The organism is Aeromonas sp. FDAARGOS 1418 (assembly GCF_019048585.1).
In the GTDB taxonomy this organism is placed as follows: Bacteria; Pseudomonadota; Gammaproteobacteria; order Enterobacterales; family Aeromonadaceae; genus Aeromonas; species Aeromonas caviae.
In genome coordinates this window covers 2,427,301-2,451,216 of record NZ_CP077387.1, presented here as the reverse complement: position 1 = coordinate 2,451,216, position 23,916 = coordinate 2,427,301, and the positions used below count along the sequence as shown (strand labels likewise).

Below are 23,916 nucleotides of genomic sequence, written 5' to 3'. Positions count from 1 at the left end.
ACATCACCATGAAAAAGACGCTGGTCTGCACCGCCCTGCTCGGCACGCTTGGCGGCCTCTCCCAGGCGCACGCCGCCGATGCCAAGAACGTCATCCTCTTTATCGGTGACGGCATGGGTCCCACCGTGCTCACCGCCACCCGCCTGTTCAAGGTGGGGGAAGAGGGGGATCTCGAGATGATGAAACTGCCCCAGAGCGCGCGCATCAAGACCTTCTCCCACGATGCCCAGACCACGGACTCCGCCCCCTCCATGGCGGCCTACACCACCGGCGTCAAGATGAACAACGAGGTGATCGCCATGAGCAGCGACACCAGGGCCGTGGCACCGTCCAAGGATGCCAACGGCAACAAGGGCATCAACAACTGCACCAGCGACAACGGAAGCCCGGTGCCCACCCTTCTCGAGCTGGCCAAGGCAGCCGGCAAGTCGGTGGGAGCCGTCACGACCACGGAGCTCACCCATGCCACCCCGGCGGCGACCTATTCCCATATCTGCCACCGGGATGCGGCCTACGCCATCGCCGAGCAGGCGGTACCGGGCGGAGCCGGCTTCAACCAGGCGCTGGGGGATGGGGTCGATGTGCTGATGGGGGGCGGCGCCAACCACTGGACGCCCTACAGCGCCAGCAACAAGGGCGGCCGGGCCGACGGCCGGGATCTCACCGCCGAGCTGACCGCCCGGGGCTACCGCTATGTCACCACCAAGGATGAGCTCTCTGCCGTCAACTCGGGCAAGGTGCTGGGGCTGTTCAGCACCAAGTCCCACCTCGACTACGAACTGGACCGCGTCGCCAAGGGGGCGGCCAGTACCCAGCCGTCCCTCTCCGAGATGACCGCCAAGGCGATCGATCTGCTCAGCCAGAACAGCCAGGGCTACTTCCTGATGGTGGAGGGGGGGCGTATCGACCACGCCCTGCATGCAACCAACGCCAAGCGATCCCTGACCGATGCGGTGGCGCTGGACGAGGCGGTCAAGACGGCCCTCGGCAAAGTGGATTTGAGCGATACCCTGATCGTGGTCACCGCCGACCACGACCACACCATGACCATCAACGGCTATTCCGCCAAGGGCAACAAGGTGCTGGATCTGGTCAAGAACGCCGATGGTTCGACCCAGAACGACGCGGACGGCAAGCCGTTCACTACCCTGGTATTCGGCAACGGCCCCAACCGCCAGGACCAGCGCCCCCCCCTCACCAGCGATGAGGTAATGGCGGATGACTACCTGCAGGAGACCGGGGTCAAGCTCGGCTCCGAGACTCACGGCGGCGGCGATGTGATGCTGTTCGCGGGCGGCGCAGGCAGCAGCCAGTTCAAGGGCACCCTCGACAACACCCGGGTGTTCGGCAAGCTCAGGGAGGCCCTCGGCCTGTGATAAAGGGGCCCGGCACCGCGCCGGGCACCTTTTCCGTCGAGCGAGAGACGATGATGAAATATCTGCTTTCTTTATGGCTGCTGGGCAGCGCCCTCTCCTTCCCCCTCCTGGCCGACGAGGTGCCCGATCTGGCCGCCCGCATCCGCTACGTGGATAGGGTGACCGGCAGCGACGGCATCACCCGGGAGAGCCAGTGGCAGGAGAAGTGGCTGCGGGTCGGTGACCAGGTGTGGAGCCAGCGGCTCATTCCCGTTCCCCTGGCCCGTGCCTATCACGCCACCCACGATGCCCGCCCCGGCCACAAACACTTCACTCACCAGATGGCGGCACGCTGGGTCACCCGCAGCGAGGGAGACGCACTCCAGTTGCGCTACGCCGATGCCTGGCACAACCAGCTGGTGGAGGTGCCGCAGGAGGAGTACGGCCAGGTGGCCTTCAAGCCGGAGTGGGCGCGGATCCGCCACCTCATCAACCCTTCCCTGTTAGAGGGAATGACACCACTGGATGAGGCCGCCCCCGACCAGGCGAACTGGTATGAGACCCGTGAAGGTCGCCAACGTACCCGCATCCTCTGGTCGAGCCGCTGGCAGTTGCCCCTGGTGGTGGAGTCGGCAAGCCTCGACGGTTATCGCAGCTACCGGATGGAGGTGACGCTCAAGACGCTGCCAAAGACCCTCCCCTGGCAGCAACTGGCAGGGTACCAGACCCTGGATCTGCGGGATTTCTTCGACTGATCCCCCCAGGCGGCAATCGCCTGGCTGACATGGCGTAACGGGATGTTACACTCTCTGTACTCATCCCGGACCCGAACATCCATGCGCCTTGTTACTCTGCTTCTGCTGCTCTCCCCTCTGATCGTCTGCGCCTTTTCGGCCCGTGCCGTGGTCGTCGTGGCCGCGGACATTCCCCCCTATGTGATCCGCGCCCAGCAGGGTGCGCCGAGCGGCATGGCCATCGAGGTGCTGGAGGAGGCTGCCCGCCGCCTCGGGGAACCGCTCGAGATCGAGTTGATGCCGCTGGCTCGCGCCCTCAGCCAGGCCAGCCACCGCCCGGATGTCCTGTTGTTGCCCCCGGCCCGAAACCCCCAGCGCGAACCACTGTTTCTCTGGATTGCTCCCCTGCTGGAGGAGGCCTTCGTGCTGGTCAGCCATCGCCGTCACCATCCAACGCCGCTCTCCATGAAGACGCTGCCTGGCCTCACCGTTGGCGTGATGCGTGGCTCCCATAGCCAGAGCCTGATCCAGCCGCTGACAGGAGTGACCCGGGAGCTGGTCACCGAGGAGGTCAGCAACGCCAGCAAGCTGGCGCGCGGCCGCATCCAGGCCTGGGCGGTGGCCTGGAACACCGCCCGTTACAACCAGCAGCGGGCGGGTCTGCCGCTCCCGGATCTGGTGCGGGGCGAGACCTTGCAGCAGAGCACCCTCTACCTGGCCGCCAGCCCCCGCTTCTCCCGCAGCGAGGCGCTGCGCTGGCGCCGGGTCATTCAGGAAATGAGGGAGGATGGCAGTCTCGCGCGCATCCTGCACCAGTACGATTACCAGGCTCCCTGATGAGACAGTCAGTCCAATTGCCAAACCACCCCAGAATGGTTATGGTATCTCCATGAAAGCAATCATGATTTTTTCCAGTACGCTCACACCCCGCTGAGCCCCCGCCCTCGCCCCGCTACGCGAGTCGCTCGGGGGCATCGCTGTTGCTGTCTGCTTTTTACCCTTGCACCGTTTTTTGTCGACCAGTCTGCCCGTCATCCTGGTCCCTTCAGTCATTGATAAGGAAATACCCTATGAAACAGCCTCATCTCGTCATCTCCAGCCTGGATCTGGATCGCATCGAACAGCTGCTTGGCAACCACCCCCAGCACCTTGCCCTGCAAGAGGAGCTGGATCGCGCCGAGATCCGCGAACCCGCCGACATGCCGCCGGACGTGGTGACCATGAACAGCACGGTGCGCTTCAAGATGCAAAACAGCGGCAACGACTTCTGCCTGACGCTGGTCTATCCGAAGGATGTGCAGGGGGACGAATCGAAGATCTCCGTGCTGGCGCCAGTGGGCAGCGCCCTGCTGGGGCTCAAGGTGGGTGACAGCATCGCCTGGCCGGGGCCGGCCGGTCGCACCATCCAGGTGGAGATCCTGGAAGTGGTCTATCAGCCAGAACGCGCGGGGGAGCTGCACCGCTGACAAGCTGACAGGCTGCCATTCTGGTCTGATGCGACCAGGTGGCTGACTCGGTATGCCTTTGTCCGGTCGGCGCCGACGGCCACCGGCCGGGCATGACCTGACGGGGGATCAGGCCCCCTGACAAATCCGGTTCTTGCCCTCCCGCTTGGCCTGATAGAGAGCGCGATCTGCCTGGCTGAACAGGGTGTCAAAGTGCCATTCGCGGGCGCTGGGCACCCACCCCAGGCTGGCCGTCACCCGGACCCCCTTCAGCCCCAGCGTTTCTATCCCCTGGCGGATCTGCTCGCAGCGCGCCTGCTGGGCCAGGGGGTCCCGCTCGGGCAACAGCAGCACAAACTCCTCCCCGCCGAAGCGGCTGGCCACCAGATCCCGCTGGCCGGCAAGATAGCGACCCACCGCCTCCAGCACCCTGTCCCCGGTCTCGTGACCGTGGCGATCGTTGATCTGCTTGAAGTCGTCGAGATCCAGCACCACCAGCGCCCCCTGCCTTGCCATCGTCACGCAGTGATCCATGAAGCCGCGCCGGTTCAGGAGGCCGGTCAGGGGATCCTGGCTGGCCTGTCGACGCAGGGCCAGGGCCCGGTACTGGGTACAGAGCAGCAGCACCCCGAAGGTCGACAGATAGTTGCCCATCAGCATGGAGAGGAAGGGGAGCACATTGACCGCATGCTGATCCATCAGGACCCGCACCTCGCCGCCGAGCAGGGCCCCCATGCGCACCAGATTGAAACCGTAGAGCAGGATGTTGACCACGGTGAACACCAGCACCGCAGGCAGATAGTCAGGGTAGCCATGGCGCCAGATGAGCCAGACAATCACCGCCCCCACCATCATGTAGCTCAGGCAGGCCAGCAGCACCCGGGGGGCCATCTTGTCGTTGAAGATGACGCTCCAGCAGAGGATCAGCAGATAGACCAGCATGAAGAGGGTGAATGCCCGCCAGTTTGGCGGCTCCCCGAAGAAGCGCTGGATGGCGAGTGGCATCAGGGCGAGGCAGAAGGTGATGAGCAGGTTGGCCAGCCAGATCCCCGCGATATGGGGGGAAAATGCCTGCATGAAGAAGAGCGATTGCGCCGCCAGGGCACAGAGGCTGGACCACCACCAGAGCCCGAGACCGGGTATTTCCCTGTGGGTCGACCAGATGATGGAGAGGGTGATGAATCCCAGGCTGTAGCCCCCGAGGGCCATCAACATCAGGGTAAATACGTCCAGATTGAGCAGAATTGAGGCGTCCATTCCCGAACCTTCCAATGGAGATGGCTGAGTATATGGGAAGCCCATGACAAGACACAGAGGGAGCCTATGGGCCGGGCAAAAATATTTGCCCGGCTCGCACCCCCCATTCCCCGTGAAGCGTGCCGGACAACGCCCTGTCTGTGCCCGGATTTTCCACCGAGACGGCCGCCGGATATTTTGCACTTGAACCGGCGCCATTAGATAGATATGTTGTTTTCATGTGGTTTTATGAGTCACCACGACGGATAAAAGTCTCCATAACTTATTGAGTCTTCTGGCACAAACAGGTTTTGGTACATTTTTCATCCAACGAACCATTCATAGAATCTCATATGGGGCTTTTGCCCCGACCAAGACAATAATCCTGTCTTGCCTGCTGCCGGATGCAGCAGTCTCTTGTGCCATGGAGTCGCACGGGAGCAGGTTCAAGGCCGACCACATTTACGACAGAGACGTCATTTATGATCAAAAAACTCATTCTCTCTACCCTGCTGCTGTGCGGGCTGGCCAACGCCGCGCCCACTTCCACCCTGGATGCCGTGCTGGAGCGCGGTGTGCTGCGGGTCGGCTTCGATGCCGGCTATCAACCCTTCGAGATGACCAACAAGCAGGGCCAGTACATCGGCTTTGACGTGGATCTCGCCAAGATGGTCGCCAAGGAGATGGGCGTGAAGGTGGAGTTCGTCAACACCGCCTGGGACGGCATCATCCCCGCGCTCTTGACCGACAAGTTCGACGTCATCATGGGCGGCATGACCGTCACTCCCCAGCGCAACCTGCGCGTGAACTTTGCCGATCCCTACATCGTCGTCGGCCAGACCATCGTGCTTCGCAAGGACAAGGCGGGCGAAATCAAATCCTTCCAGGACCTCAACGATCCCAAATACAAGATCGCGGTCAAACTCGGCACCACCGGTGAGCAAGCGGTCAAGCGCATGATCCCCAAGGCCACCCTGCTGCAGTTTGAAACCCAGGATGACGCCAAGCTGGAAGTGATCAACGGCAAGGTGGATGCCTTCGTCTACGACCTGCCCTACAACGCCATCTTCGCGTCCCAGAACCAGGGCGCCGTGGTACACCTCGACAAGCCGTTCACCTTCGAGCCGCTGGCCTGGGCCATCCGCAAGGGGGATCAGGACACCCTCAACTGGTTCAACAACTACCTGCGCCAGATCAAGGGCGACGGCAGCTACGACCGTCTCTACAAGAAGTGGTTTGAATCCACCGCCTGGCTGAACCAGCTCAAATAACCTCTCAAAGGGGCGGCATGCCGCCCCTTCACGCAGACTCCCCACACGATAACGACAAAAGAGGTTGTGACAGTGATCAACCCCAAACTCACAAGACAGATGGAAAAACAGCCCAATCAGCTGCTCTGGCACGGGATCTTCCTGCTGCTGGTGCTGGCCGCCATTTTCGGCATCTACAAGGCAGTGCAGGCAGTGGATTACACCTGGCGATGGGAACGCATTCCCCAGTACATCGCCTATCAGGCAGAACAGAAACACTATGCCGAGTTTGACGGCACCGTGGTCGCGGACAAGGGACAGCTCTTCCTGCAAGACGACCTCGACCCCAGCCGCCGTCAGGCCATCGCTCCCAAGGGCTCCCAGCTGGCTGAAGGGGATACCGTCTTCCTCGGCGATACCCTGGATGTGCAACTGAGCTGGACCGCCGGCCCCATTGCCTGGGGAGTCTGGGTCACGGTCAAGCTCTCCCTGGTGGCGGGCATCTTCGCCATCCTGCTTGGCACCCTGGCCGGGCTCGCCCGCCTCTCCCCCAATCCGGCCCTGCGCAACCTGGCCGTGACCTATGTGGAGCTCATCCGTGGCACCCCGTTGCTGGTGCAGATCTTCATCGTCTATTTCTTTATCGGCACCGTGCTGAACCTCGACCGATTCACCGCTGGTGTGGCGGCGCTCGCGGTCTTCACCGGCGCCTACGTGGCGGAGATCGTGCGCGCCGGCATCAGCTCCATTCACAAGGGGCAGATGGAAGCGGGCAGAAGCCTTGGCATGACCTCGGCCCAGACCATGCGCTACGTCATCCTGCCCCAGGCCTTCAAACGGGTGCTGCCACCGCTCGCGGGTCAGTTCATCAACCTCATCAAGGACTCCTCTCTGGTCTCCGTCATCTCCATCACGGATCTCACCAAGGCGGGGCGCGAAGTGGTCAGCTCCACCTTCAGCCCGTTCGAGGTGTGGTTCACCGTGGCCCTGCTCTATCTGGTGCTGACCGGCACTCTCTCCTTCCTGGTGCGTCGTCTGGAGGTGAAATATGCGCGCAGCAACTGATCCCGTTATCAAGGCGCCATCGGTGTCGAAACGTTCTGCCATCACCGGCACTCCCTGCCCCTTCCCGGTGCGTCGTCTGGAGGTGAACTATGCGCGCAGCAACTGATCCCATCATCAAGGCGACCGGTGTAGAGAAGTTCTACGGCACCGAGGTGCACGCCCTGAAAAACGTCAGCACCCAGGTGGCCGAAGGGGAAGTGGTGGTGATCGTGGGGCCGAGCGGCTCGGGCAAGTCCACCTTCCTGCGCACCCTCAACCAGCTGGAGACCATCAACGATGGCAATATCGTGGTCGACGGCATCAGCCTCACCGAACCCGGGGATGTCAACAAGCTGCGGGAAGAGGTGGGCATGGTGTTCCAGTCCTTCAACCTCTTCCCTCACCTGACGGTGCTGGACAACATCACGCTGGCCCCCCAGAAGGTGAGAGGGCTCTCTCGCCAGGAGGCAGAGGAGCGGGCCAAGGCCCTGTTGCTCAAGGTCGGTCTCTCCAACAAGGCCCAGAGCTACCCCTCCCAGCTCTCCGGCGGCCAGCAGCAGCGGGTGGCCATCGCCCGGGCGCTCGCCATGCAGCCGCGCATCATGTTGTTTGACGAGCCCACCAGCGCCCTCGACCCCGAAATGGTGGGAGAGGTGCTGGACGTCATGAAGGGGTTGGCCCGCGAAGGGATGACCATGGTGGTGGTGACCCACGAAATGGGCTTTGCCCGGGAAGTGGCGGACAGGGTGCTCTTCATGGAGAGCGGCGAGTTGCTGGTGGACGAGAAACCCGCCGACTTCTTCGACAATCCCCCCTCCCCGCGCCTGCGCCAGTTCCTGAGCCAGGTACTCTGACGAGCGCACCGATATTGGCAATCCGGTAAAGGGGCAAACCCGGGCTCGATCAACCGCGCAGCGGTGTCATGCAAATCAAGAAGAGGGAGCCCAGGCTCCCTTTTTTGTTCCAGGTGGCTCGCCCTAGAATCGATACATGCCCGTCAGGCCGGCGAAGTGCTGCTCGGGCAGCACCACGGGTGCCAGCAGCCAGCGATCCGTCCCGTAGGCACCGGCGGCGGCCCCCAGCGCATTGGCCCCCGCATCCAGGGCGGAGAAGGGCCCCTGACCACTGGCCCGCTCGATCAGCTCTGCGGCGATGCCGATGCCGGTCGAGATGCCAAAACCAATCCAGCCCCTGTGCTCCCTATAGCCATAGTGATCCGCGATGGCCGTAAAGCCCGCCCCCATGGCCGCACCACCGACAACATGGCTCAACTCGCTGTTGAAACTGTCATTGGCCATCGCACTCGCACTGAGCAGGCCGAGCATGAGACAAACAGGCGTCCCGTTCATTTTCTCTCCCTCCCAAGGTACTGCCGCTTGCGGTAGATGCCGCGCGCGCTCCTTCTTCAGTGTAAACAGGGAGGGCAAGGCCGGGCCGCGTCAGACAGGAGGATCACCATCAAATGTTAATGAGTTTTTAACATCATCCGGTATGCTGACATCCAACTGGTCCAACCGGATGGCTCACATGGATGTGCAACTGCTCCTGCTCTACCTCTCGCCCCTCTTTCTGGTTTTCATCGGCTGGGAGATGCTCTACCTGCGAAAACACGGCGCCGCCTATCCCACGGCGGGCTACCAGTGGAAGGATCTCTTCGCCAATGCCACCCTGGCACTGATGCATCAGGGGGGCGATGCCCTGGCCGCCATTGCCATCGCCTGTCTCTATGACATCCTCTGGGGCTGGCGACTATTCGATATCGAGCTGAACCTGTGGAGCCTCTTGCTGCTCTTTCTGTTGCAGGATCTCTGCTACTGGCTGTTCCACTTCGCAAGCCACCATGTGCGCTGGCTCTGGGCCTCCCACGTGGTGCACCACAGCTCGGAGCGGCTCAACCTCTCCACCGCCTTTCGCCAGAGCCTGATGTACCCGGTCTCCGGCATGTGGCTGTTCTGGATCCCCATGATCCTCATCGGCTTCCCCCCCGAGGCGGTGGTGGCCACCGTGCTCTTGAGCCTGGGTTTTCAGTTCTTCGTCCACACCCAGGTGGTGGGCAAGCTGGGCAAACTTGAATGGATCTTCAACACCCCGTCCCACCACAGGGTGCACCACGCCAGCAATGCCAGATACATCGATCGCAACTTCGCCGGCGTGCTCATCATCTGGGACCGGCTGTTTGGCACCTTCGTGGAAGAAGACTTGGGCGAGCCGTGCCGTTTCGGCATCACCAAGCCAATTCACAGCTTCAACCCCCTCACCCTCACCTTCCACGAGTGGCGCGACATGCTGCAAGAGGCCCGGGGCCTCCCATGGCGGCAAAAGCTCGCCGTGCTGTTTGGCAAACCTGCGGGTCCCGCCAGCCGCTGAGCACGCACTGTAGGCAATCAGCAGACAAAAAAGAGCGCCCAGGGCGCTCTTTTTCATGACAGGAACCCCCCCCGGGTCAGACGTGAACGAAGGACCAGACGGCGGGGATCAGGCTCAGCAGCGTCACCCCGGCCAGCAGCCGTTCGCGCCCGCTGAGCCGCTGTTCGGCGCCGAGCTGGCGACGGCTGTAGAGAAACAGCAGCAGACCCGGCCCGTAGAGCAGAAGCGACAGCAGCAGGTACTCCACCCCGGCGGCGTAGAGCAGCCAGAAACCATAACCGCTCGACACCAGCGCCACCACCCGCATCAGGCTGCGGCCCTGCCCCCCCTTGCCACTGAAGACCAGCTTGAGCAGGAAGAGGCCGATGAGCAGGTAGGGCACCAGGATCATGGAGGTGGAGATGAGCAGCAGGTTGGTGTACCCCTTGCCAAGCAGCCACACCAGCAGCAAGCAGCCCTGCACGGTCAGGCTGGTGAGCCAGAGCGAGGCGATGGGGGTGCCGTTGCGGTTCTCGCGCCGGAAGATGGCCGGGAAGGCCCCGTGACGCGCCGCGCTGAACGGCACCTCGGCCGAGAAGAGGGTCCAGCTCACGTAGGAGGCGAGCACCGACACGATGAGGCCGGCGCTGATGAGCAACTTGCCCCAGGAACCCGTCATCTGGGCCATCAATCCCGCCATGGAGGGGTTGGGCAGGGCCGCAAGCTCCGGGCGGCTCAATATTCCGAGCGCCAGCACCGAGATGAGCACATAGAGCAGCAGCGCCAGCACCACGCCGAGCACGGTGGCGGTGCCCACGTCCCGCTTGTTTCTCGCCCGGGCCGAGAGCACCGCTGCTCCTTCGATGCCGGTGAAAACCCAGAGGGTGATGAGCATGGTGTTGCGCACCTGCTCGGAGACCGGTACCGCCAGGGTGCTGCCCTCCTGATCCGCCGCAAAGGTGATCGGATCGAACCAGTAGCAGGCGAACAGGATGAACAGCAGCAGCGGCAGGCTCTTGGCCAGGGTCGCCACCAGATTGAACAGGGCCGCCTGCTGTACGCCTCGGGCCACCAGCAGGTGCACCGCCCAGAGGATGCAGGACTCGCCGACAAAAGCTGCCAATGTGTTGCCCTCGCCAAACCAGACCCGCTCCGGCGTGTCGACGAAGCTGCCCAGCGCCGCGAAGGCGATCACCAGATACCCCACCACGCCGATGGTGGCACAGAGCCAGTATCCCCAGGCGGAGAAGAACCCCACCAGCTCGCCAAAGCCGGCTCGGGCATAGCTGTAGATGCCGCCGTCGAGCTCGGGTTTGAGCCGCGACAGGTAGAGGAAGCTCATGGCCAGCGCCAGTATGCCGACCCCGGTGACGGCCCAGCCGATCAGCACGGCGCGGGCGCCCGCCACATCGGCCATGTTCTGGGGCAGGCTGAAGATGCCGGCCCCCACCATGGAGCTGAACACCAGCGCCGTGAGGGACCAGAGCCCGATCTTGCTCTCTTTCATGGGCGCTCCTTAACGCAGCCGGCTGGCCAGCGCCTCGATGTGTTCCGGGCCGATGCCGCAGCAGCCGCCGATGAGGTTTGCCCCGGCTCTGCGCCAGCGCTCGGCCCAGCCGAGGTAATCCAGCGGCCCCAGATCGCCACGGATCTCGTCCAGACCGTCATTGGCAGTCGCCTCCTTGGGCTGGGGCGGAAAGGCGTTGGCATAGGCGCCGAGGCGAACGTCGGTGCGCCCCTGAACCTGCAACGCGGCGACGGCCACCTTGAGCGCCCCTTCAATCACCTCGGGCTGGCAGCAGTTGAACAGGATGGCATCCACTCCGGCCAACGCCAACGCGGTCACGGCATCCGCCACCCGCTCGCCGGAGCGCAGGGTGGGCTCGCTGCCCGGCGCCTCGTCTTCCAGAGTAAAGGAGACCCAGAACGGCTTGCCGTCCTCGGGCAGCAGGGCCTTGAGGGCCAGGGGCTCGGCGATGAGGCTCATGGTCTCCGCCAACCAAAGATCCACATGGGGTGACAGGGCCCGGATAAGTGGTGTCGCCAGCTCGCTCACCCGTTCGGCCTGATAGAGGTCCGCACGATAGGAGCCAAAGAGCGGCGGCAAGGAACCGGCCACCTTGACGGATCCTCCCTGTTCGTCGGCCACGTCTCGAGCCAGTTGCCCGGCCAGGGCTGCAAGTGCCTCCCCTTGGGCGGCAAAGCGCGCCTCGCCGATATGGAAGGGCACCAGGGCATAGCTGTTGGTGGTGATCACCCGGGCACCGCTCGTCGCATAAGCCTGGTGTACCTCGCGCACCGTCTCGGGCGCTTCCATCAGCGCCAGTGCCGACCACTCCGGTTGACGGAACGGCGCACCACGCCGCGCCAGTTCACGGCCCATACCGCCATCGAGTACCCACAAATCCTGCTTGTCCATCTCTGTCTCTCTGCGTCTCCCCGCCATGACGGGTGTTTATTGTGTGAAACCACATTAAGCCATCAAAACATCTAGACGGCTAGAAATCCCAAATATCATGACCCAAAGTAGAACAAGAGGCAATCGGGGGCTACGAACAAATCCGGGCAAGCTCAGGATGATGGCGGCAAAGGGAGGTCTACCCGGCACAGGCATCACCTGGCCAGACACTGAAACGACAAGAGGCCACCCTGGGGGGTGACCTCTTGTGAAACAGGGGATCAAGGCGGGCACAGCCGCCGATAACCAGGGGGCTCAGCGCCCGGCCAGCACCCGCTTGGTCTGCTTGACCCAGTCGGAGACCCGGCCCTGCTGGGGATAGCCCTGCCAGATCTGCTCCCACTGGGCGGGGCTGAGCGGACGGCCCAGCCGACGCTGCACCCCGGCATAGAGGTAGTCGTGGGCCGTGGTGCGTGCCTGGGCCGAGGTGAGGAACTTGGCAACAGGGTCAGTGAGACGCACGTCCCGCATGCCGAGCAGCGGATAGTCGCTGTGCACCGCCGCCAGCATGGTCTCGCGCATGGCGGATTCGATGTAACCCCGGGCAAACAGGGCGGTGACCGATTCAAGCGACCCTTGATCCGGGCCGTGATACTCCTCGTCGAACACCGGGCTGGGCTCTGCCACGGCGCTTTGCACCACCGCATCGGGATCCTGCTGCGGGACCACCACGGCAGGCTGGGGAGCGACGGGTTTGGCAGGCGTCACCGGCTTGCGCGGTGCGCTCTGGCTGCAGGCACCCAGTGCCAGGGCGAGCGCCACACAGGCCAGCGCACGGGAATGAGTCTTCATCTTCATGATTGCTAACGAACTCCTTTAGGATTCCTGAGCGGGCTTCTCATTGCTCGCAGGTTCTACCCGGGTGACCAGCAACTGGTCAATCTTGTAACTGTCGATGTCCACCACTTCGAACTTGTAACCGGCATATTTGACCGAGTCGGTGCGCTTGGGGATCTTGCGCAGCATGTACATGATGAAACCGGCGATGGTCTCGTAGTTCTGGTTTTCCGGGAACTCCTCGATGTCGAAGGCGCGCATCACGTCGGAGATGGGGGTCACCCCGTCCACCAGCCAGGAGTTCTCGTCCCGCTGGACGATCTGCTCTTCCACCACGTGGGTGGCCCACTCCCCCATGACGGTACTCATCAGGTCATTCATGGTGACGATGCCCACCACCAGGGCGTATTCGTTCATCACCACCGCAAAATCGCCGCGATGGTTCTTGAAGTACTCCATTGCCTCGTAGAGGTTGAGGGTGTCGGGAATGATGATGACGTTCTGCACCAGGGAGCCGCTGTTGAGATCGATGCTCTGGCCGCTGATGACGCGGATCAGCAGCTCCTTGGCATCCACGAACCCCTTGATGCTGTCGAGGTTGTGGTCGCACACCAGGAACTTGTTGTGGGGGTGCTCGGCGATCTTCGCCTTGATGCTCTCCTCCCCCTCTTGCAGGGTGAAGTAGATGAGGCTCTCCCGCGCCGTCATGGCGGAAGTGACACCCAGAGACTGGAGCTCGAACACGTTCTCGATGAGCTGGTGCTCCTCGCGCTGGATGACACCGGCTTCGGCACCTGCATCCATCACCGCATAAATATCGTCGGAGGTGATCTCGTCGTTGCGCACCATGGAGATGCGCATCAGCCGGAACAGGCCGTTGGCCATGCCGTTGAACAGCCACACCAGCGGCATCAACAAGGTGACGCACAGCATCATGGGACGCACCACCACCACGGCGATCCGCTCGGGCATGGTCATGGCAAGGCGCTTGGGCATCAGGTCCGCTATCAGGATGAACATGCCGGTGACGAAGACGAACGAGGCCGCGGAGCTAATCTGGCCGAGCCAGGGCCCCTGGTAGAAGCCGGCTATCAGCTCCCTGATGGCGGGATTGAGGGCGGATTCCCCCAGGATACCGCCGAGGATGGCGACGGTATTGAGGCCTATCTGCACCACGGTAAAGAAGTTGCCCGGCTGGGCCTGCAATGCCAGCACCTTCTCGGCGTGGCGGTTGCCCTCGTCGGCCATCACCTGCAACTTGATCTTGCGGGAGGCGGCAAGGGAGATCTCGGAGAGTGAGAAGAACACGCTGCCGGCGACCAGCAGCATCAGAAAGAACAAACTATCGGCAAAACTCATGATTAACCTATTGCTACAGCCGCCTTAGCACAAGACGGCAAACTGGGCCCGGGAAACCGGACCGTGACTCCATCCGGGACTCACACAGGGGCCATATTCTAGCAGAAAAGCGCCCGCCGGGTGGCGTTATCTTGAACTGCCGTGCCATACAATGAAAAAGGCGCTCAAAGCGCCTTTTTATTCAATCAGGGTTGGATTCCCGTCGTGCAGCCGCGACGGGAGCTCCACCCAAGGCGCCCCATCAGCCCTTGCCCAGCAGATCGCTCAGGTCATCGGCCTTGGTGTGACGCACATCCTTGCCCTTGACGTAGTAGACGATGTACTCGCAGATGTGCTGGCAGCGATCGCCGACCCGCTCGATGGCCCGTGCCGCCCAGAGCACGTTGAGCACCTGGGGGATGGTGCGGGGATCTTCCATCATGTAGGTCATCAGCTCGCGGATGATGGACTCGTATTCGCGGTCCACCTTGTCATCTTCCTTGTAGACCGCCAGGGCGGCATCCAGATCCATGCGGGCGAAAGCGTCGAGCACGTCGTGGAGCATCTTGATGGTGCGACGCCCCATGTTCTCCAGCGACACCAGCGGTGGCTGGGGCTTGTTGGCGTTGTCGGTCAGCATGCGGGCAATCTTGTCCGCCACGTCGCCAATCCGCTCCAGATCCGTGATGGTCTTGATGATGGCCATCACCAGCCGCAGGTCGGACGCGGTGGGCTGACGCTTGGCGATGATGCGGGTGCACTCCTCGTCGATCGCCACTTCCATGGCGTTGACCTTGTGGTCGTTGGCCACGATCTTGCGCGCCGCATCCAGATCCTGGCCATGGATGGCGGCGATGGCGTCGGTGAGTTGCTTCTCCACCAGCCCCCCCATCACCAGTACCTGATTGCGCACGCTCTCAAGCTCGGCATTGAACTGACCGGAGATGTGTTTGTTGAGGTTCATATTGTCCATACCAGTAATCCTTGTTGCTCCGATTATGCCTTAACCGTTGAACTGACTGCCAATCTGTTTGTTGATGCCCATCTTGTTCATCTCAATCACCCTTGTTGCACCAACATGCCTTAGCCGTTGAACTGACTGCCAATCTGTTTGTTGATGCCCATCTTGCTCATCTTGCTCATCTCAATCACCGGCATCCCTTAGCCGTAACGACCGGTAATGTAGTCTTCGGTCTTCTTCTTGGCCGGGGTGGTGAAGATGGTGTTGGTATTCGAGTACTCGATGAGTTCCCCCATGTACATGAACGCGGTCTGATCCGAGACCCGCGCCGCCTGCTGCATGTTGTGGGTCACGATCACCACGGTGAACTGGCTCTTGAGCTCGTTGATGAGCTCCTCGATGGTGAGGGTGGAGATGGGGTCCAGCGCCGAGGTCGGTTCATCGAGCAACAGCACTTCCGGCTCGATGGCGATGGCACGGGCAATCACCAGACGCTGCTGCTGACCGCCGGAGAGACCAAAGGCGTTGTCATGCAGACGATCCTTCACCTCCTCCCACAGGGCAGCACCGCGCAGGGAACGCTCGGCGGCCTCGTCCAGGGTACGGCGGTCATTGATGCCCTGCAGGCGCAGGCCGTAGACCACGTTCTCGTAGATGGACTTGGGGAAGGGGTTGGGGCGCTGGAACACCATGCCCACCTGACGGCGCAGGGCGGAGACATCCACGCTCTTGTCGTAGATGTTGTGGCCGTGCAGCTGGATCTCCCCCTCGATGCGGCAAATCTCCACCAGATCGTTCATCCGGTTGATGCAGCGCAGCAAAGTGGACTTGCCGCAACCGGACGGGCCGATGAAGGCGGTGACCTGACCCTTGGGGATCTTCATGTTGACGTTGAACAGCGCCTGCTTGTTGCCGTAGTACAGGTTGAGATCCTTCACCTCCAGCGCAGTCTGCTCCGGGGTCAGGTTGAGCAGGTCGGTGGCGGTGTGCGGGGCCGAACTCGGTGTTACGTTGATCATCTGTTTACCTCAAATTCTCTTGGTGGCAGCGGGCAAACGTCTTGCCCGCTGCCGGAATATCTGGTTGGCAGGGAAGCCCCCTGCCCGTCTTTGTAATGGCTGGATTAATGTTCCAGCGACCGGAATTTCTCGCGCAGGTGGTTACGAATACCGATCGCCGTCAGGTTGAGGCCGACGATCACCGTCACCAGCAGGAAGGAGGTGGCGTAGACCAGAGGACGCGCCGCCTCGACGTTCGGGCTCTGGAAGCCCACGTCATAGATGTGGAAGCCCAGGTGCATGAACTTGCGCTCCACGTGCAGGTACGGGAAGTTGCCGTCCATCGGCAACGTGGGAGCAAGCTTCACCACCCCCACCAGCATCAGCGGCGCCACCTCGCCCGCCGCACGGGCGATGGCCAGGATAAGGCCGGTCATGATGGCCGGGCTGGCCATGGGCAGCACGATGCGCCAGAGGGTCTCGGCCTGGGTGGCACCCAGCGCCAGCGAACCCTGGCGAATGGTGCTCGGGATCCGGGCCAGCCCCTCTTCGGTGGAGACGATCACCACCGGCAGGGTCAGGATGGCCAGGGTCAGCGCCGACCAGATGACACCAGGGGAGCCGAAGGTCGGGCTCGGCAGCGCTTCCGGGTAGAAGAGGCGGTCGATGCTGCCCCCCAGGGTGTAGACGAAGAAGCCCAGGCCAAACACGCCGTAGACGATGGAGGGCACCCCCGCTAGGTTGATCACCGCGATGCGGATGATCTTGGTCAGGCTGTTCTTGCCTGCGTACTCGTGCAGGTAGACCGCCGCCACCACCCCGAGCGGGGTCACGATGATGGCCATCAGGATCACCATGAAGACGGTGCCGAAGATGGCCGGGAAGACGCCGCCCTCGGTGTTCGCCTCCCGGGGGTCATCGGAGACGAACTTGCCAATCTGGTGGAACCAGTGACCCACCTTGGCCATCAGGCTCATGTCGTTGGGCCAGACCACATCCAGCACCCGGGACATGGGCATGGTCACCAGCTCGCCGCGCATGTCCTTGACGGTGATGCTGTCTCTGTCCGCCTGGGTACGCAGGGAGAAGAGCTCTTTCTCCAGCACCTGGTAACGGTCGTTGAGGGCCTGACGCTCGCTCGCCAGCTCGGCTTTAAGCTGATCGGTCAGCTTGTCATCCAGCTCGGCCTTGCGCTCTTTCAGGCGCAGGCGCTCCAGCTGATAGTTGATGCTGCCGATGGCCCCTTTTTGCAAGTCGTTGGCTTGGCTTGAGAGGCCGTTGGCACGGGCCAGCACCCGCTGCAAGGCGGGATGCAGATCCGTGGTCAGCTCCTGGCCATCTTCCTTCACCGAGGTGATGTAACCATAGAAGTTGCCGTTGGTGGCGCGTTCCACCATGGCGAGCTCCGCCGGCTGGGCGCGCGATTTGATATCGGTCTCCAGCACCCAGCGAAAATCGAGGTCCACGAACTCCCGGTTGCCGGTCTTGACCAGATAACGGGTAATCTCTTCGCGATCCTCCCCTTCCAGCGCCTGGCCTGCGGCGCGCAGGCGCTCCACCGGCACCAGCTCCCGGTCGTTGATCTCGCCAATCAGGACGCTCTTGTTGCCGCTTGCATCTTCAAGTTGCCACTCATAGATAGGATGGGGCCAGAAATAGACTAGACCACGCCAGCCAATCAGCAACAACAGACCCAGTACGGCCACCAGACTCAGGCTGACGGCGCCCCCCGTCATCCAGATCCAGGGGGCCCCCGATTTAAACCACTTACCCATTGTCGATTCCTTAGTCCTTACAGAGAGCTGTACTTTTCACGCAACCGCTGGCGGACGAATTCGGCCAGGGTATTGAACAAGAAGGTGAACACAAACAGCACGAAGGCGGCGAGGAAGAGCACCCGGTAGTGGGAGCTGCCCACTTCCGATTCCGGCATCTCCACCGCAATGTTCGCCGCCAGGGTCCGTAGCCCCTGGAACATGGAAAAGTCCATGATGGGGGTGTTGCCTGTGGCCATCAGCACGATCATGGTCTCGCCCACGGCGCGGCCAAGGCCCATCATCACCGCCGAGAAGATGCCCGGGCTCGCGGTGAGGATCACCACCCGGCTCAGGGTCTGCCACGGGGTCGCCCCCAGCGCAAGCGAGCCCTGGGTCAGGTGCTTGGGCACCGAGAAGACCGCGTCTTCGGCGATGGAGAAGATGGTGGGGATGACCGCAAAGCCCATGGCGATACCGACCACCAGGGAGTTGCGCTGGTCAAACTTGATGCCCATGTCGTGGGTCAGCCAGATGCGCGAATCACCGTGCATGAAGGCGTTCTCGATGATGGGGCTCAAGGCGAAGGCGCCCCATCCGATGAACAGCAGCACAGGGATGAGCAGGATGGCGTGCCAGCCTTCCGGCAGCCAGGTGCGGCCGCGCTCCGGCAGATAGTTCCACACCAGGGCGGTGAGCAGCATGCCCATGGGCAGCAGGATCAGCAGCAGGATCACCCCGGGCAGGGCCCCTTCGATGATGGGCGCGAGCCACAGACCCGCCAGGAAGCCGAGGATGACGGTCGGCAGCGCCGCCATGATCTCCACCGTCGGCTTGACGTATTTGCGCAGCCCCGCCGACATGAAGTAGGCGGTATAGATGGCACCGGCGACGCCGAGCGGCACCGCGAACACCATGGCATAGAAGGAGGCTTTCAGGGTACCGAACACCAGGGGCACCAGGCTCAGCTTGGCTTCGAAGTCGTTGCTGGCGGAGGTGGACTGCCACACGTACTGGGGCTCGGGATAGCCTTCATACCATACCTGTTGCCAGAGGGCAGACCAGGTTACCTCGGGGTGATCGTTCTCGACGTCAAAGACCTTGAAGTCATCCCCCTGCTGGGTCAACAGCAGGTTGTGGCGAGGAGAGATGGCAACGGCAGCCAGGTTGCCCCCGTCAACCTTCTCGCCAAGCAGCTTGGCTTCGCCGGTGGCATGGAAGAAGTTGATGGTGCCGTCGCTGCCTGCGCTGATGAAGCCCTTGCGAAAGTGCTCGGGGGTCAGCAGGGCGACCGGCGCGTCACCCTTGAAGTCACGGATCTGAGTGAACTGGCGCTTGCCATCCTTTGCCACCTCGAACCACTGGGAGATGACGCCGTTGTCGTTGCCAACCAGCAGGGAGGACGCACCGGAGAGCAGGGCCACCTGGGTCACGCTGGCATTGGGGGCGTTGATCTCCATGACATTGCGCAGGGAGATGTCGCTCAGGTTGTGGATGTCATAGACCGACAGGCGGTTGCCCTCGCGCACGAACAACAGGCGCAGGTTCGGGGTCAGCAGCATCTGGTCAACATGGCGTGGCAGGGACGGAATGGTGTAGGTCTGGTTGCTCCACTCGATTTCGCCGGAGAGGAAGTTCTCCTCGCCGCTCATCACCATCAGCACACCACGACCATCTTCGGTCACGGCCGCGGTCGCCATCTTGTCCTTGGTCGCCTCGAAGACCATGCGCGTCAGCGCCTTGCCCTGGGGATCGATCACCACGGGGGTCTCGCCGAAGGGATATTGCAGGCTGGGCTCGATGACGCGCACGTCATTGGGATAGGAGATCTTGAAATAGGGTTGCACCACCTGGGCCTTGCCGTCGGCAAACCCATAGGCGATGAGTTTCTGGCCCGGCGCAGGCGGCGCGACCGCCGTGATCTCGCCGTCCACCTGCGCCTCACCAATCACCTGTCCGGTCTTGATCTTGCCATCCGGTTGCACGGCAAAGAATTTGACCTTCCCCTGGTCGCTGAAGCGGTAACCTATCTCGTTTTGCTCCTCGACCCCGAGCCAGGCGGTCTTGCCCTTGATGGGCAGGGTGAAGGAAGCGGTGCTCTCCATGCTGGCGCCATTGAAGATGGGCTTCACCACATAAAGCAGGTAGAAGAAGATGAGCAGCAGCGCCACCAGCACCAGGGCTCCCCCTGTGGTGACGCCATATTTGGCCAATTTATCCTTGATCCGGCGTTTTCGACTGCCCGCCATGACCAGATTTAACGATTCCGATGACATGCAAGACCTCAATGTGAGCTAGGCTTGGCGGCATTATATGGCGGATGCATGACAGTTTTGTTACATCAACAGCGGCAAAGAGCGCAGGCTCCATCGGGGGGGTGGCAGTTGGTATTCGGAGGGAAGCAGGCCGCCGGTCTGGCAGTGAAATAAAAGCAAACGGGGCCATCAGGCCCCGCTGTCATCTTGAGGAAGCGCCTCTTTCGCGGCGAGTCTGGCCGCCTTCTTCTCGGCGCGGCGCCGTTTGAAGAAATCCGACAGCTGGGCCGAGCAGGCGTCGGCGAGCACCTCCCCCGTCAGTGCCACCTGGTGGTTGTGGCGGGGATCCAGCAGGATGTCGAACACAGAGCCTGCCGCCCCCGTCTTCAAATCCCGGGCACCATAGACCACCCGCTTGACCCGGCTGTGGATGAGGGCGCCGGCACACATGCAGCAGGGCTCCAGCGTCACATAGAGGGTAGTGTCGAGCAGGCGATAGTTTTCAAGCTGCTTGCCCGCTTCCCGAAGCGCCATCACCTCGGCATGGGCGCAGGCGTCGTGCTCGCTGATGGAGCGATTCCACCCCTCTGCCACTATCTTGTCCCCCAGCACCAGCACGGCGCCTACCGGGATCTCGCCTATCCCCTCCGCCCTGGCGGCCAGGGCCATGGCATGGCGCATCCAGCGTTCGTCCTGCTCGCGCTGGCTGATCTGTGCTGCAACTTCAGATGGTTTCACGCCCTGATCCTCTCGTCGATATGATGTCGGCTTGCCTGGCCCCTGCACGGCATCGGCCGCGCACTCCCGGATTGCTGCGTCCCGGCCCTGGGCACACCGGGCCCCTTCCCCCTCGCGCTAGCCGGTAGCCGGTAGCCCACGGCAGAAGATGCTGTCAATGAAAGAGAGGCCAAAGGCCCCGGCGACATCGGAACGCCCCGAGTTGGGTGTTCGCCACCCAGTGCCCGCCTAAGGGGGCGGCGATTATGCCAAAACTCCGGCCAGGGCCCAAGTTGCATCTTGGCTGAACAATAAAGAAGCAGTCGGCATCTCCCTGATAAAAAAGGAGTTGCGCCCGCCAAATCATCCGATTAGACTTCCTCCCCGTCAGCCGAGCTGACTCCGTCGGTGTGTAGCGCAGCCAGGTAGCGCATCTGCATGGGGTGTAGAGGGTCGGAGGTTCGAATCCTCTCACACCGACCAAATTCCCCGAGAATAGCCCAGTCAAACGACTGGGCTATTTTTTTTGCCTGCACGCCCGACGCTTGCCTCTTTTTCCTCTCGCCTCCCCCGTTCATCGGGTCGCCGCTTTTTATTGGCATGAATTTTATACAGAACCACTTGAGGCTTTCATAAAGTGCCGCTAGGATACGCAACTTTTCCGCCGGCCATAAAAACAGGGAGGTGGACACTAGGGTGATGGAATCACCGACCGGCTTGCAATCAATGAGGCAAGCATCCATGACCCAAGCTGTTGACTCCCAGCCCGTTCAGCCCCTGATCTCCCCCACGCCCTCCGAGCTCGATTCCGCAGAGCACGGGTTTGGCAGTTCAGTGCACCTCGATGTGATCGATCTCGCCGCCCCGGATGAAGATTACTGAGACGAGCCCGTGCCATAGTGCGGTTCAAGACGCCGGTTTTGCTGTCCGGCACCGCCCTTGACCCAGGCCAACAGACCGCCACCGCAAATAACGACAAAATGCTAGTTTTTGTTCAAAAATCAGTTTAATTGACCATCCGCTGCGTTCCAACCTCCCTCTCCTTCATGGACACGCCTTGATACAAACCTACGTTATTGCTCGTCATTTCCCTCTCTCCTGTTCGCCTTCGCCATTTTGACCCAATTTGACATTTTAGTTTTAAACATCAGTTCACTACCCGGTCACTTCATAGCCCCCATGCAGGCTGGATTGAACGAAGACATTTCATACAGCTGTTTTTGCAAAGCTTGGAGTAATGTCGGGATTTGTTTTTGCATTTGTAATTTTATTACGTAATTAATTACATTTTTAACCCATCCCCTCTACCGAAATCCTCCCCCCTGCCGCCCCGGCAACCCAAGAGCATAACCATCTGCAAAGAGCTTTTGCACTAATCACATAAATCCATTTAAAACAGCATCTTAACTATCATCAAAAAACACCTGTTTTAAAAATCAAGTTGACGAATCCGCCATTCTTTTGCACCTTATGAATCGTGTTACCCCGCTGTTACGGGGAGTTTGAAAGAAAGGGATATAGACGTTAGTCGTAGTTAATAAATTCAAAATGTAACTTTTGGAGGAGTACCCACTATGTCGGCACCGGCCCAGACCATCAGCAGCACCCGCCTGCGCATTCAAGGCGAGATGCTTCCCGATTACGCGCAGATCCTGACGCCGGATGCGGTGGCCCTGGTGTCCGAACTGGTGGAACGTTTCGCTCCCCAACGCAATGAGCTGCTGAAGCAGCGAGTCGCACGCCAGGCCCGTATCGATGGCGGCGAGTTGCCGGACTTCCTGCCAGAGACCGCCCACATTCGCGATGGTGACTGGACGGTGCGCGGGATTCCCGCCGATCTGCAGGACCGCCGTGTGGAGATCACCGGCCCGGTCGAGCGCAAAATGGTGATCAATGCCCTCAACGCCAACGTCAAGGTCTTCATGGCCGACTTCGAGGACTCCCTGGCCCCGGCCTGGAACAAGGTGATCGAGGGCCAGATAAACCTGCGCGATGCGGTCAACGGCACCATTGCCTACCAGAGCCCGGAGGGGAAGGCCTATACCCTGAATCCCAACCCGGCCGTGCTCATCTGCCGGGTGCGCGGTCTGCATCTGCCGGAGAAACACGTCACCTTTGATGGTGCCCCCATTCCCGGCGGCCTGTTCGACTTCGCCCTCTATTTCCTGCACAACCACAAGGCGTTGCTGGCCAAGGGATCCGGTCCCTACTTCTACGTACCCAAGCTGCAGAGCCATCTGGAAGGGCGCTGGTGGAGCGAGGTGTTCGCCTGGACCGAGGACAAATTCGGTCTGCCCCGCGGTACCATCAAGGCCACCGTGCTCATCGAAACCCTGCCGGCGGTATTCGAGATGGACGAGCTGCTCTATCAGATGAAGGATCACATCGTTGCCCTCAACTGCGGTCGCTGGGACTACATCTTCAGCTATATCAAGACCTTGAAGAACCATCCCGATCGCGTCCTGCCGGATCGTCAGGTGGTGACCATGGACAAGCCGTTCCTCTCTGCCTACTCGCGACTCCTCATCAAGACCTGCCACAAGCGCGGCGCGCTGGCGATGGGGGGCATGGCTGCCTTTATTCCGGCCAAGGACGCGGCAGTCAACGAACAGGTGTTTGCCAAGGTGCACGCAGACAAGCAGCGCGAGGCCGACAACGGCCACGATGGCACCTGGGTCGCCCACCCCGGTCTGGTCGATACCGCCATGGCGGTGTTCAACGCCACCATTCCGGCGGGTGCCCAGAACCAGATCGGCGTGCTGCGCGAGCAGGATGCCCCCATCACGGCCGCCGACCTGCTGGCCCCCTGTGAGGGCGAGCGCACCGAGGCGGGCATGCGCACCAATATCCGCGTCGCCCTGCAATACCTGGAAGCCTGGATCAACGGCAACGGCTGCGTGCCCATCTACGGACTGATGGAAGATGCCGCCACCGCCGAGATCTCCCGCACCTCCATCTGGCAGTGGATCCGCCACGGCAAGACCCTCTCCAACGGTCAGGTGGTGACCAAGGCGCTGTTCCGCCAGATGCTGGCCGAGGAGCAGGAGGTGGTCAGAGGCGAAGTGGGCGAGGCCCGCTGGCAATCCGGCCGTTTCGCCGAGGCGAGCGCCCTGATGGACGAGATCACCTGCGCCGACACACTCATCGATTTTCTGACGCTGCCCGGCTACGAGCGGCTGTGAGACCCGGGCCGGTAACGGCCCCCATAACAAGTCAATGGAAACGTGAAATCAATGAAAGAGGGAACT

Annotated in this window: 22 protein-coding genes and 1 tRNA gene; 12 read left to right on the top strand and 11 right to left on the bottom strand. The window is 61.7% G+C overall.

The features are described from left to right. Positions 1–8: 8 nt before the first annotated feature. From I6L48_RS11605 to rnk, 4 genes are all read left to right on the top strand, one after another. Complete coding sequence (locus I6L48_RS11605) at positions 9–1,376, top strand: alkaline phosphatase (RefSeq protein ID WP_216987249.1); 1,368 nt, start codon at positions 9–11, stop codon at positions 1,374–1,376. Positions 1,377–1,426: 50 nt separating this feature from the next. Then, a complete protein-coding gene (locus tag I6L48_RS11600) occupies positions 1,427–2,110 on the top strand; it encodes a hypothetical protein (RefSeq protein ID WP_041215862.1) in 684 nt (227 codons plus the stop codon). Between the two features lie 81 nt (positions 2,111–2,191). Further along, complete coding sequence (locus I6L48_RS11595) at positions 2,192–2,926, top strand: ABC transporter substrate-binding protein (protein WP_182721638.1); 735 nt, start codon at positions 2,192–2,194, stop codon at positions 2,924–2,926. 233 nt (positions 2,927–3,159) lie between these two features. Next, positions 3,160–3,555, top strand: a complete 396-nt coding sequence (gene rnk, locus I6L48_RS11590) for a nucleoside diphosphate kinase regulator (RefSeq protein WP_010675253.1) — start codon at positions 3,160–3,162, stop codon at positions 3,553–3,555. A 108-nt stretch (positions 3,556–3,663) separates the two neighbouring features. Here rnk and I6L48_RS11585 read toward each other — a convergent pair whose 3' ends face one another. Beyond that, a complete protein-coding gene (locus tag I6L48_RS11585) occupies positions 3,664–4,791 on the bottom strand; it encodes a GGDEF domain-containing protein (RefSeq protein WP_111896762.1) in 1,128 nt (375 codons plus the stop codon). 461 nt (positions 4,792–5,252) lie between these two features. Here I6L48_RS11585 and I6L48_RS11580 point away from each other — a divergent pair, with 461 nt between their 5' ends. The 4 genes from I6L48_RS11580 to I6L48_RS11570 all read left to right on the top strand — a co-directional run bounded on the left by I6L48_RS11580 (position 5,253) and on the right by I6L48_RS11570 (position 7,918). Continuing rightward, on the top strand, positions 5,253–6,041 hold the full coding sequence (locus tag I6L48_RS11580) for a transporter substrate-binding domain-containing protein (RefSeq protein ID WP_010675255.1): 789 nt from the start codon (positions 5,253–5,255) through the stop codon (positions 6,039–6,041). A 99-nt stretch (positions 6,042–6,140) separates the two neighbouring features. Further along, complete coding sequence (locus tag I6L48_RS11575) at positions 6,141–7,085, top strand: amino acid ABC transporter permease (protein WP_041201654.1); 945 nt, start codon at positions 6,141–6,143, stop codon at positions 7,083–7,085. After that, on the top strand, positions 7,069–7,191 hold the full coding sequence (locus tag I6L48_RS20895; protein ID WP_257707084.1) for a hypothetical protein: 123 nt from the start codon (positions 7,069–7,071) through the stop codon (positions 7,189–7,191). Before I6L48_RS11575 ends, I6L48_RS20895 begins: the two co-directional genes overlap by 17 nt. Next, positions 7,175–7,918: an amino acid ABC transporter ATP-binding protein gene (locus tag I6L48_RS11570; RefSeq protein ID WP_010675257.1), complete on the top strand. Its 744-nt coding sequence runs from the start codon at positions 7,175–7,177 to the stop codon at positions 7,916–7,918. Before I6L48_RS20895 ends, I6L48_RS11570 begins: the two co-directional genes overlap by 17 nt. Before the next feature lie 123 nt (positions 7,919–8,041). Here I6L48_RS11570 and I6L48_RS11565 read toward each other — a convergent pair whose 3' ends face one another. After that, on the bottom strand, positions 8,042–8,413 hold the full coding sequence (locus tag I6L48_RS11565; protein ID WP_041214885.1) for a hypothetical protein: 372 nt from the start codon (positions 8,411–8,413) through the stop codon (positions 8,042–8,044). 178 nt (positions 8,414–8,591) lie between these two features. Between I6L48_RS11565 and I6L48_RS11560 the strand changes: the two genes are divergently transcribed. Further along, complete coding sequence (locus I6L48_RS11560) at positions 8,592–9,431, top strand: sterol desaturase family protein (RefSeq protein WP_216988074.1); 840 nt, start codon at positions 8,592–8,594, stop codon at positions 9,429–9,431. Between the two features lie 76 nt (positions 9,432–9,507). On the opposite strand, the gene I6L48_RS11555 is transcribed toward I6L48_RS11560, so the two are convergent. The 9 genes from I6L48_RS11555 to tadA all read right to left on the bottom strand — a co-directional run bounded on the left by I6L48_RS11555 (position 9,508) and on the right by tadA (position 20,689). Then, positions 9,508–10,917 carry a basic amino acid/polyamine antiporter gene (locus I6L48_RS11555; protein ID WP_216987248.1) on the bottom strand — a complete coding sequence of 470 codons (1,410 nt, stop codon included), beginning with the start codon at positions 10,915–10,917 and terminating at the stop codon, positions 9,508–9,510. Between the two features lie 9 nt (positions 10,918–10,926). Next, positions 10,927–11,829 (bottom strand): homocysteine S-methyltransferase family protein, encoded by a 903-nt coding sequence (locus I6L48_RS11550; protein WP_216987247.1) that lies wholly within the window; start codon positions 11,827–11,829, stop codon positions 10,927–10,929. Positions 11,830–12,123: 294 nt separating this feature from the next. Next, complete coding sequence (locus I6L48_RS11545; RefSeq protein WP_039040256.1) at positions 12,124–12,666, bottom strand: hypothetical protein; 543 nt, start codon at positions 12,664–12,666, stop codon at positions 12,124–12,126. Between the two features lie 18 nt (positions 12,667–12,684). Further along, positions 12,685–14,004, bottom strand: coding sequence for a hemolysin family protein (locus tag I6L48_RS11540; RefSeq protein WP_041213150.1), 1,320 nt, complete (start codon positions 14,002–14,004; stop codon positions 12,685–12,687). A gap of 241 nt (positions 14,005–14,245) precedes the next feature. Next, complete coding sequence (phoU, locus tag I6L48_RS11535) at positions 14,246–14,956, bottom strand: phosphate signaling complex protein PhoU (RefSeq protein WP_029314752.1); 711 nt, start codon at positions 14,954–14,956, stop codon at positions 14,246–14,248. A gap of 188 nt (positions 14,957–15,144) precedes the next feature. Then, the gene (gene pstB / locus I6L48_RS11530) at positions 15,145–15,963 is read right to left on the bottom strand and encodes a phosphate ABC transporter ATP-binding protein PstB (protein WP_010675264.1); all 819 of its coding nucleotides are present in this window, start codon (positions 15,961–15,963) and stop codon (positions 15,145–15,147) included. A gap of 104 nt (positions 15,964–16,067) precedes the next feature. Beyond that, the gene (pstA, locus tag I6L48_RS11525; protein WP_045524164.1) at positions 16,068–17,717 is read right to left on the bottom strand and encodes a phosphate ABC transporter permease PstA; all 1,650 of its coding nucleotides are present in this window, start codon (positions 17,715–17,717) and stop codon (positions 16,068–16,070) included. 17 nt (positions 17,718–17,734) lie between these two features. Then, positions 17,735–19,972: an ABC transporter permease subunit gene (locus I6L48_RS11520; protein WP_216987246.1), complete on the bottom strand. Its 2,238-nt coding sequence runs from the start codon at positions 19,970–19,972 to the stop codon at positions 17,735–17,737. Positions 19,973–20,140: 168 nt separating this feature from the next. Continuing rightward, positions 20,141–20,689 carry a tRNA adenosine(34) deaminase TadA gene (gene tadA, locus I6L48_RS11515; protein ID WP_080770013.1) on the bottom strand — a complete coding sequence of 183 codons (549 nt, stop codon included), beginning with the start codon at positions 20,687–20,689 and terminating at the stop codon, positions 20,141–20,143. Positions 20,690–21,074: 385 nt separating this feature from the next. Here tadA and I6L48_RS11510 point away from each other — a divergent pair. The 3 genes from I6L48_RS11510 to aceB all read left to right on the top strand — a co-directional run bounded on the left by I6L48_RS11510 (position 21,075) and on the right by aceB (position 23,850). Beyond that, a tRNA-Pro gene (locus I6L48_RS11510) sits at positions 21,075–21,151 on the top strand. Between the two features lie 258 nt (positions 21,152–21,409). Then, positions 21,410–21,550 (top strand): hypothetical protein, encoded by a 141-nt coding sequence (locus I6L48_RS11505; protein WP_010675269.1) that lies wholly within the window; start codon positions 21,410–21,412, stop codon positions 21,548–21,550. Positions 21,551–22,242: 692 nt separating this feature from the next. After that, positions 22,243–23,850, top strand: a complete 1,608-nt coding sequence (aceB, locus tag I6L48_RS11500) for a malate synthase A (protein ID WP_216987245.1) — start codon at positions 22,243–22,245, stop codon at positions 23,848–23,850. Positions 23,851–23,916: the final 66 nt, after the last annotated feature.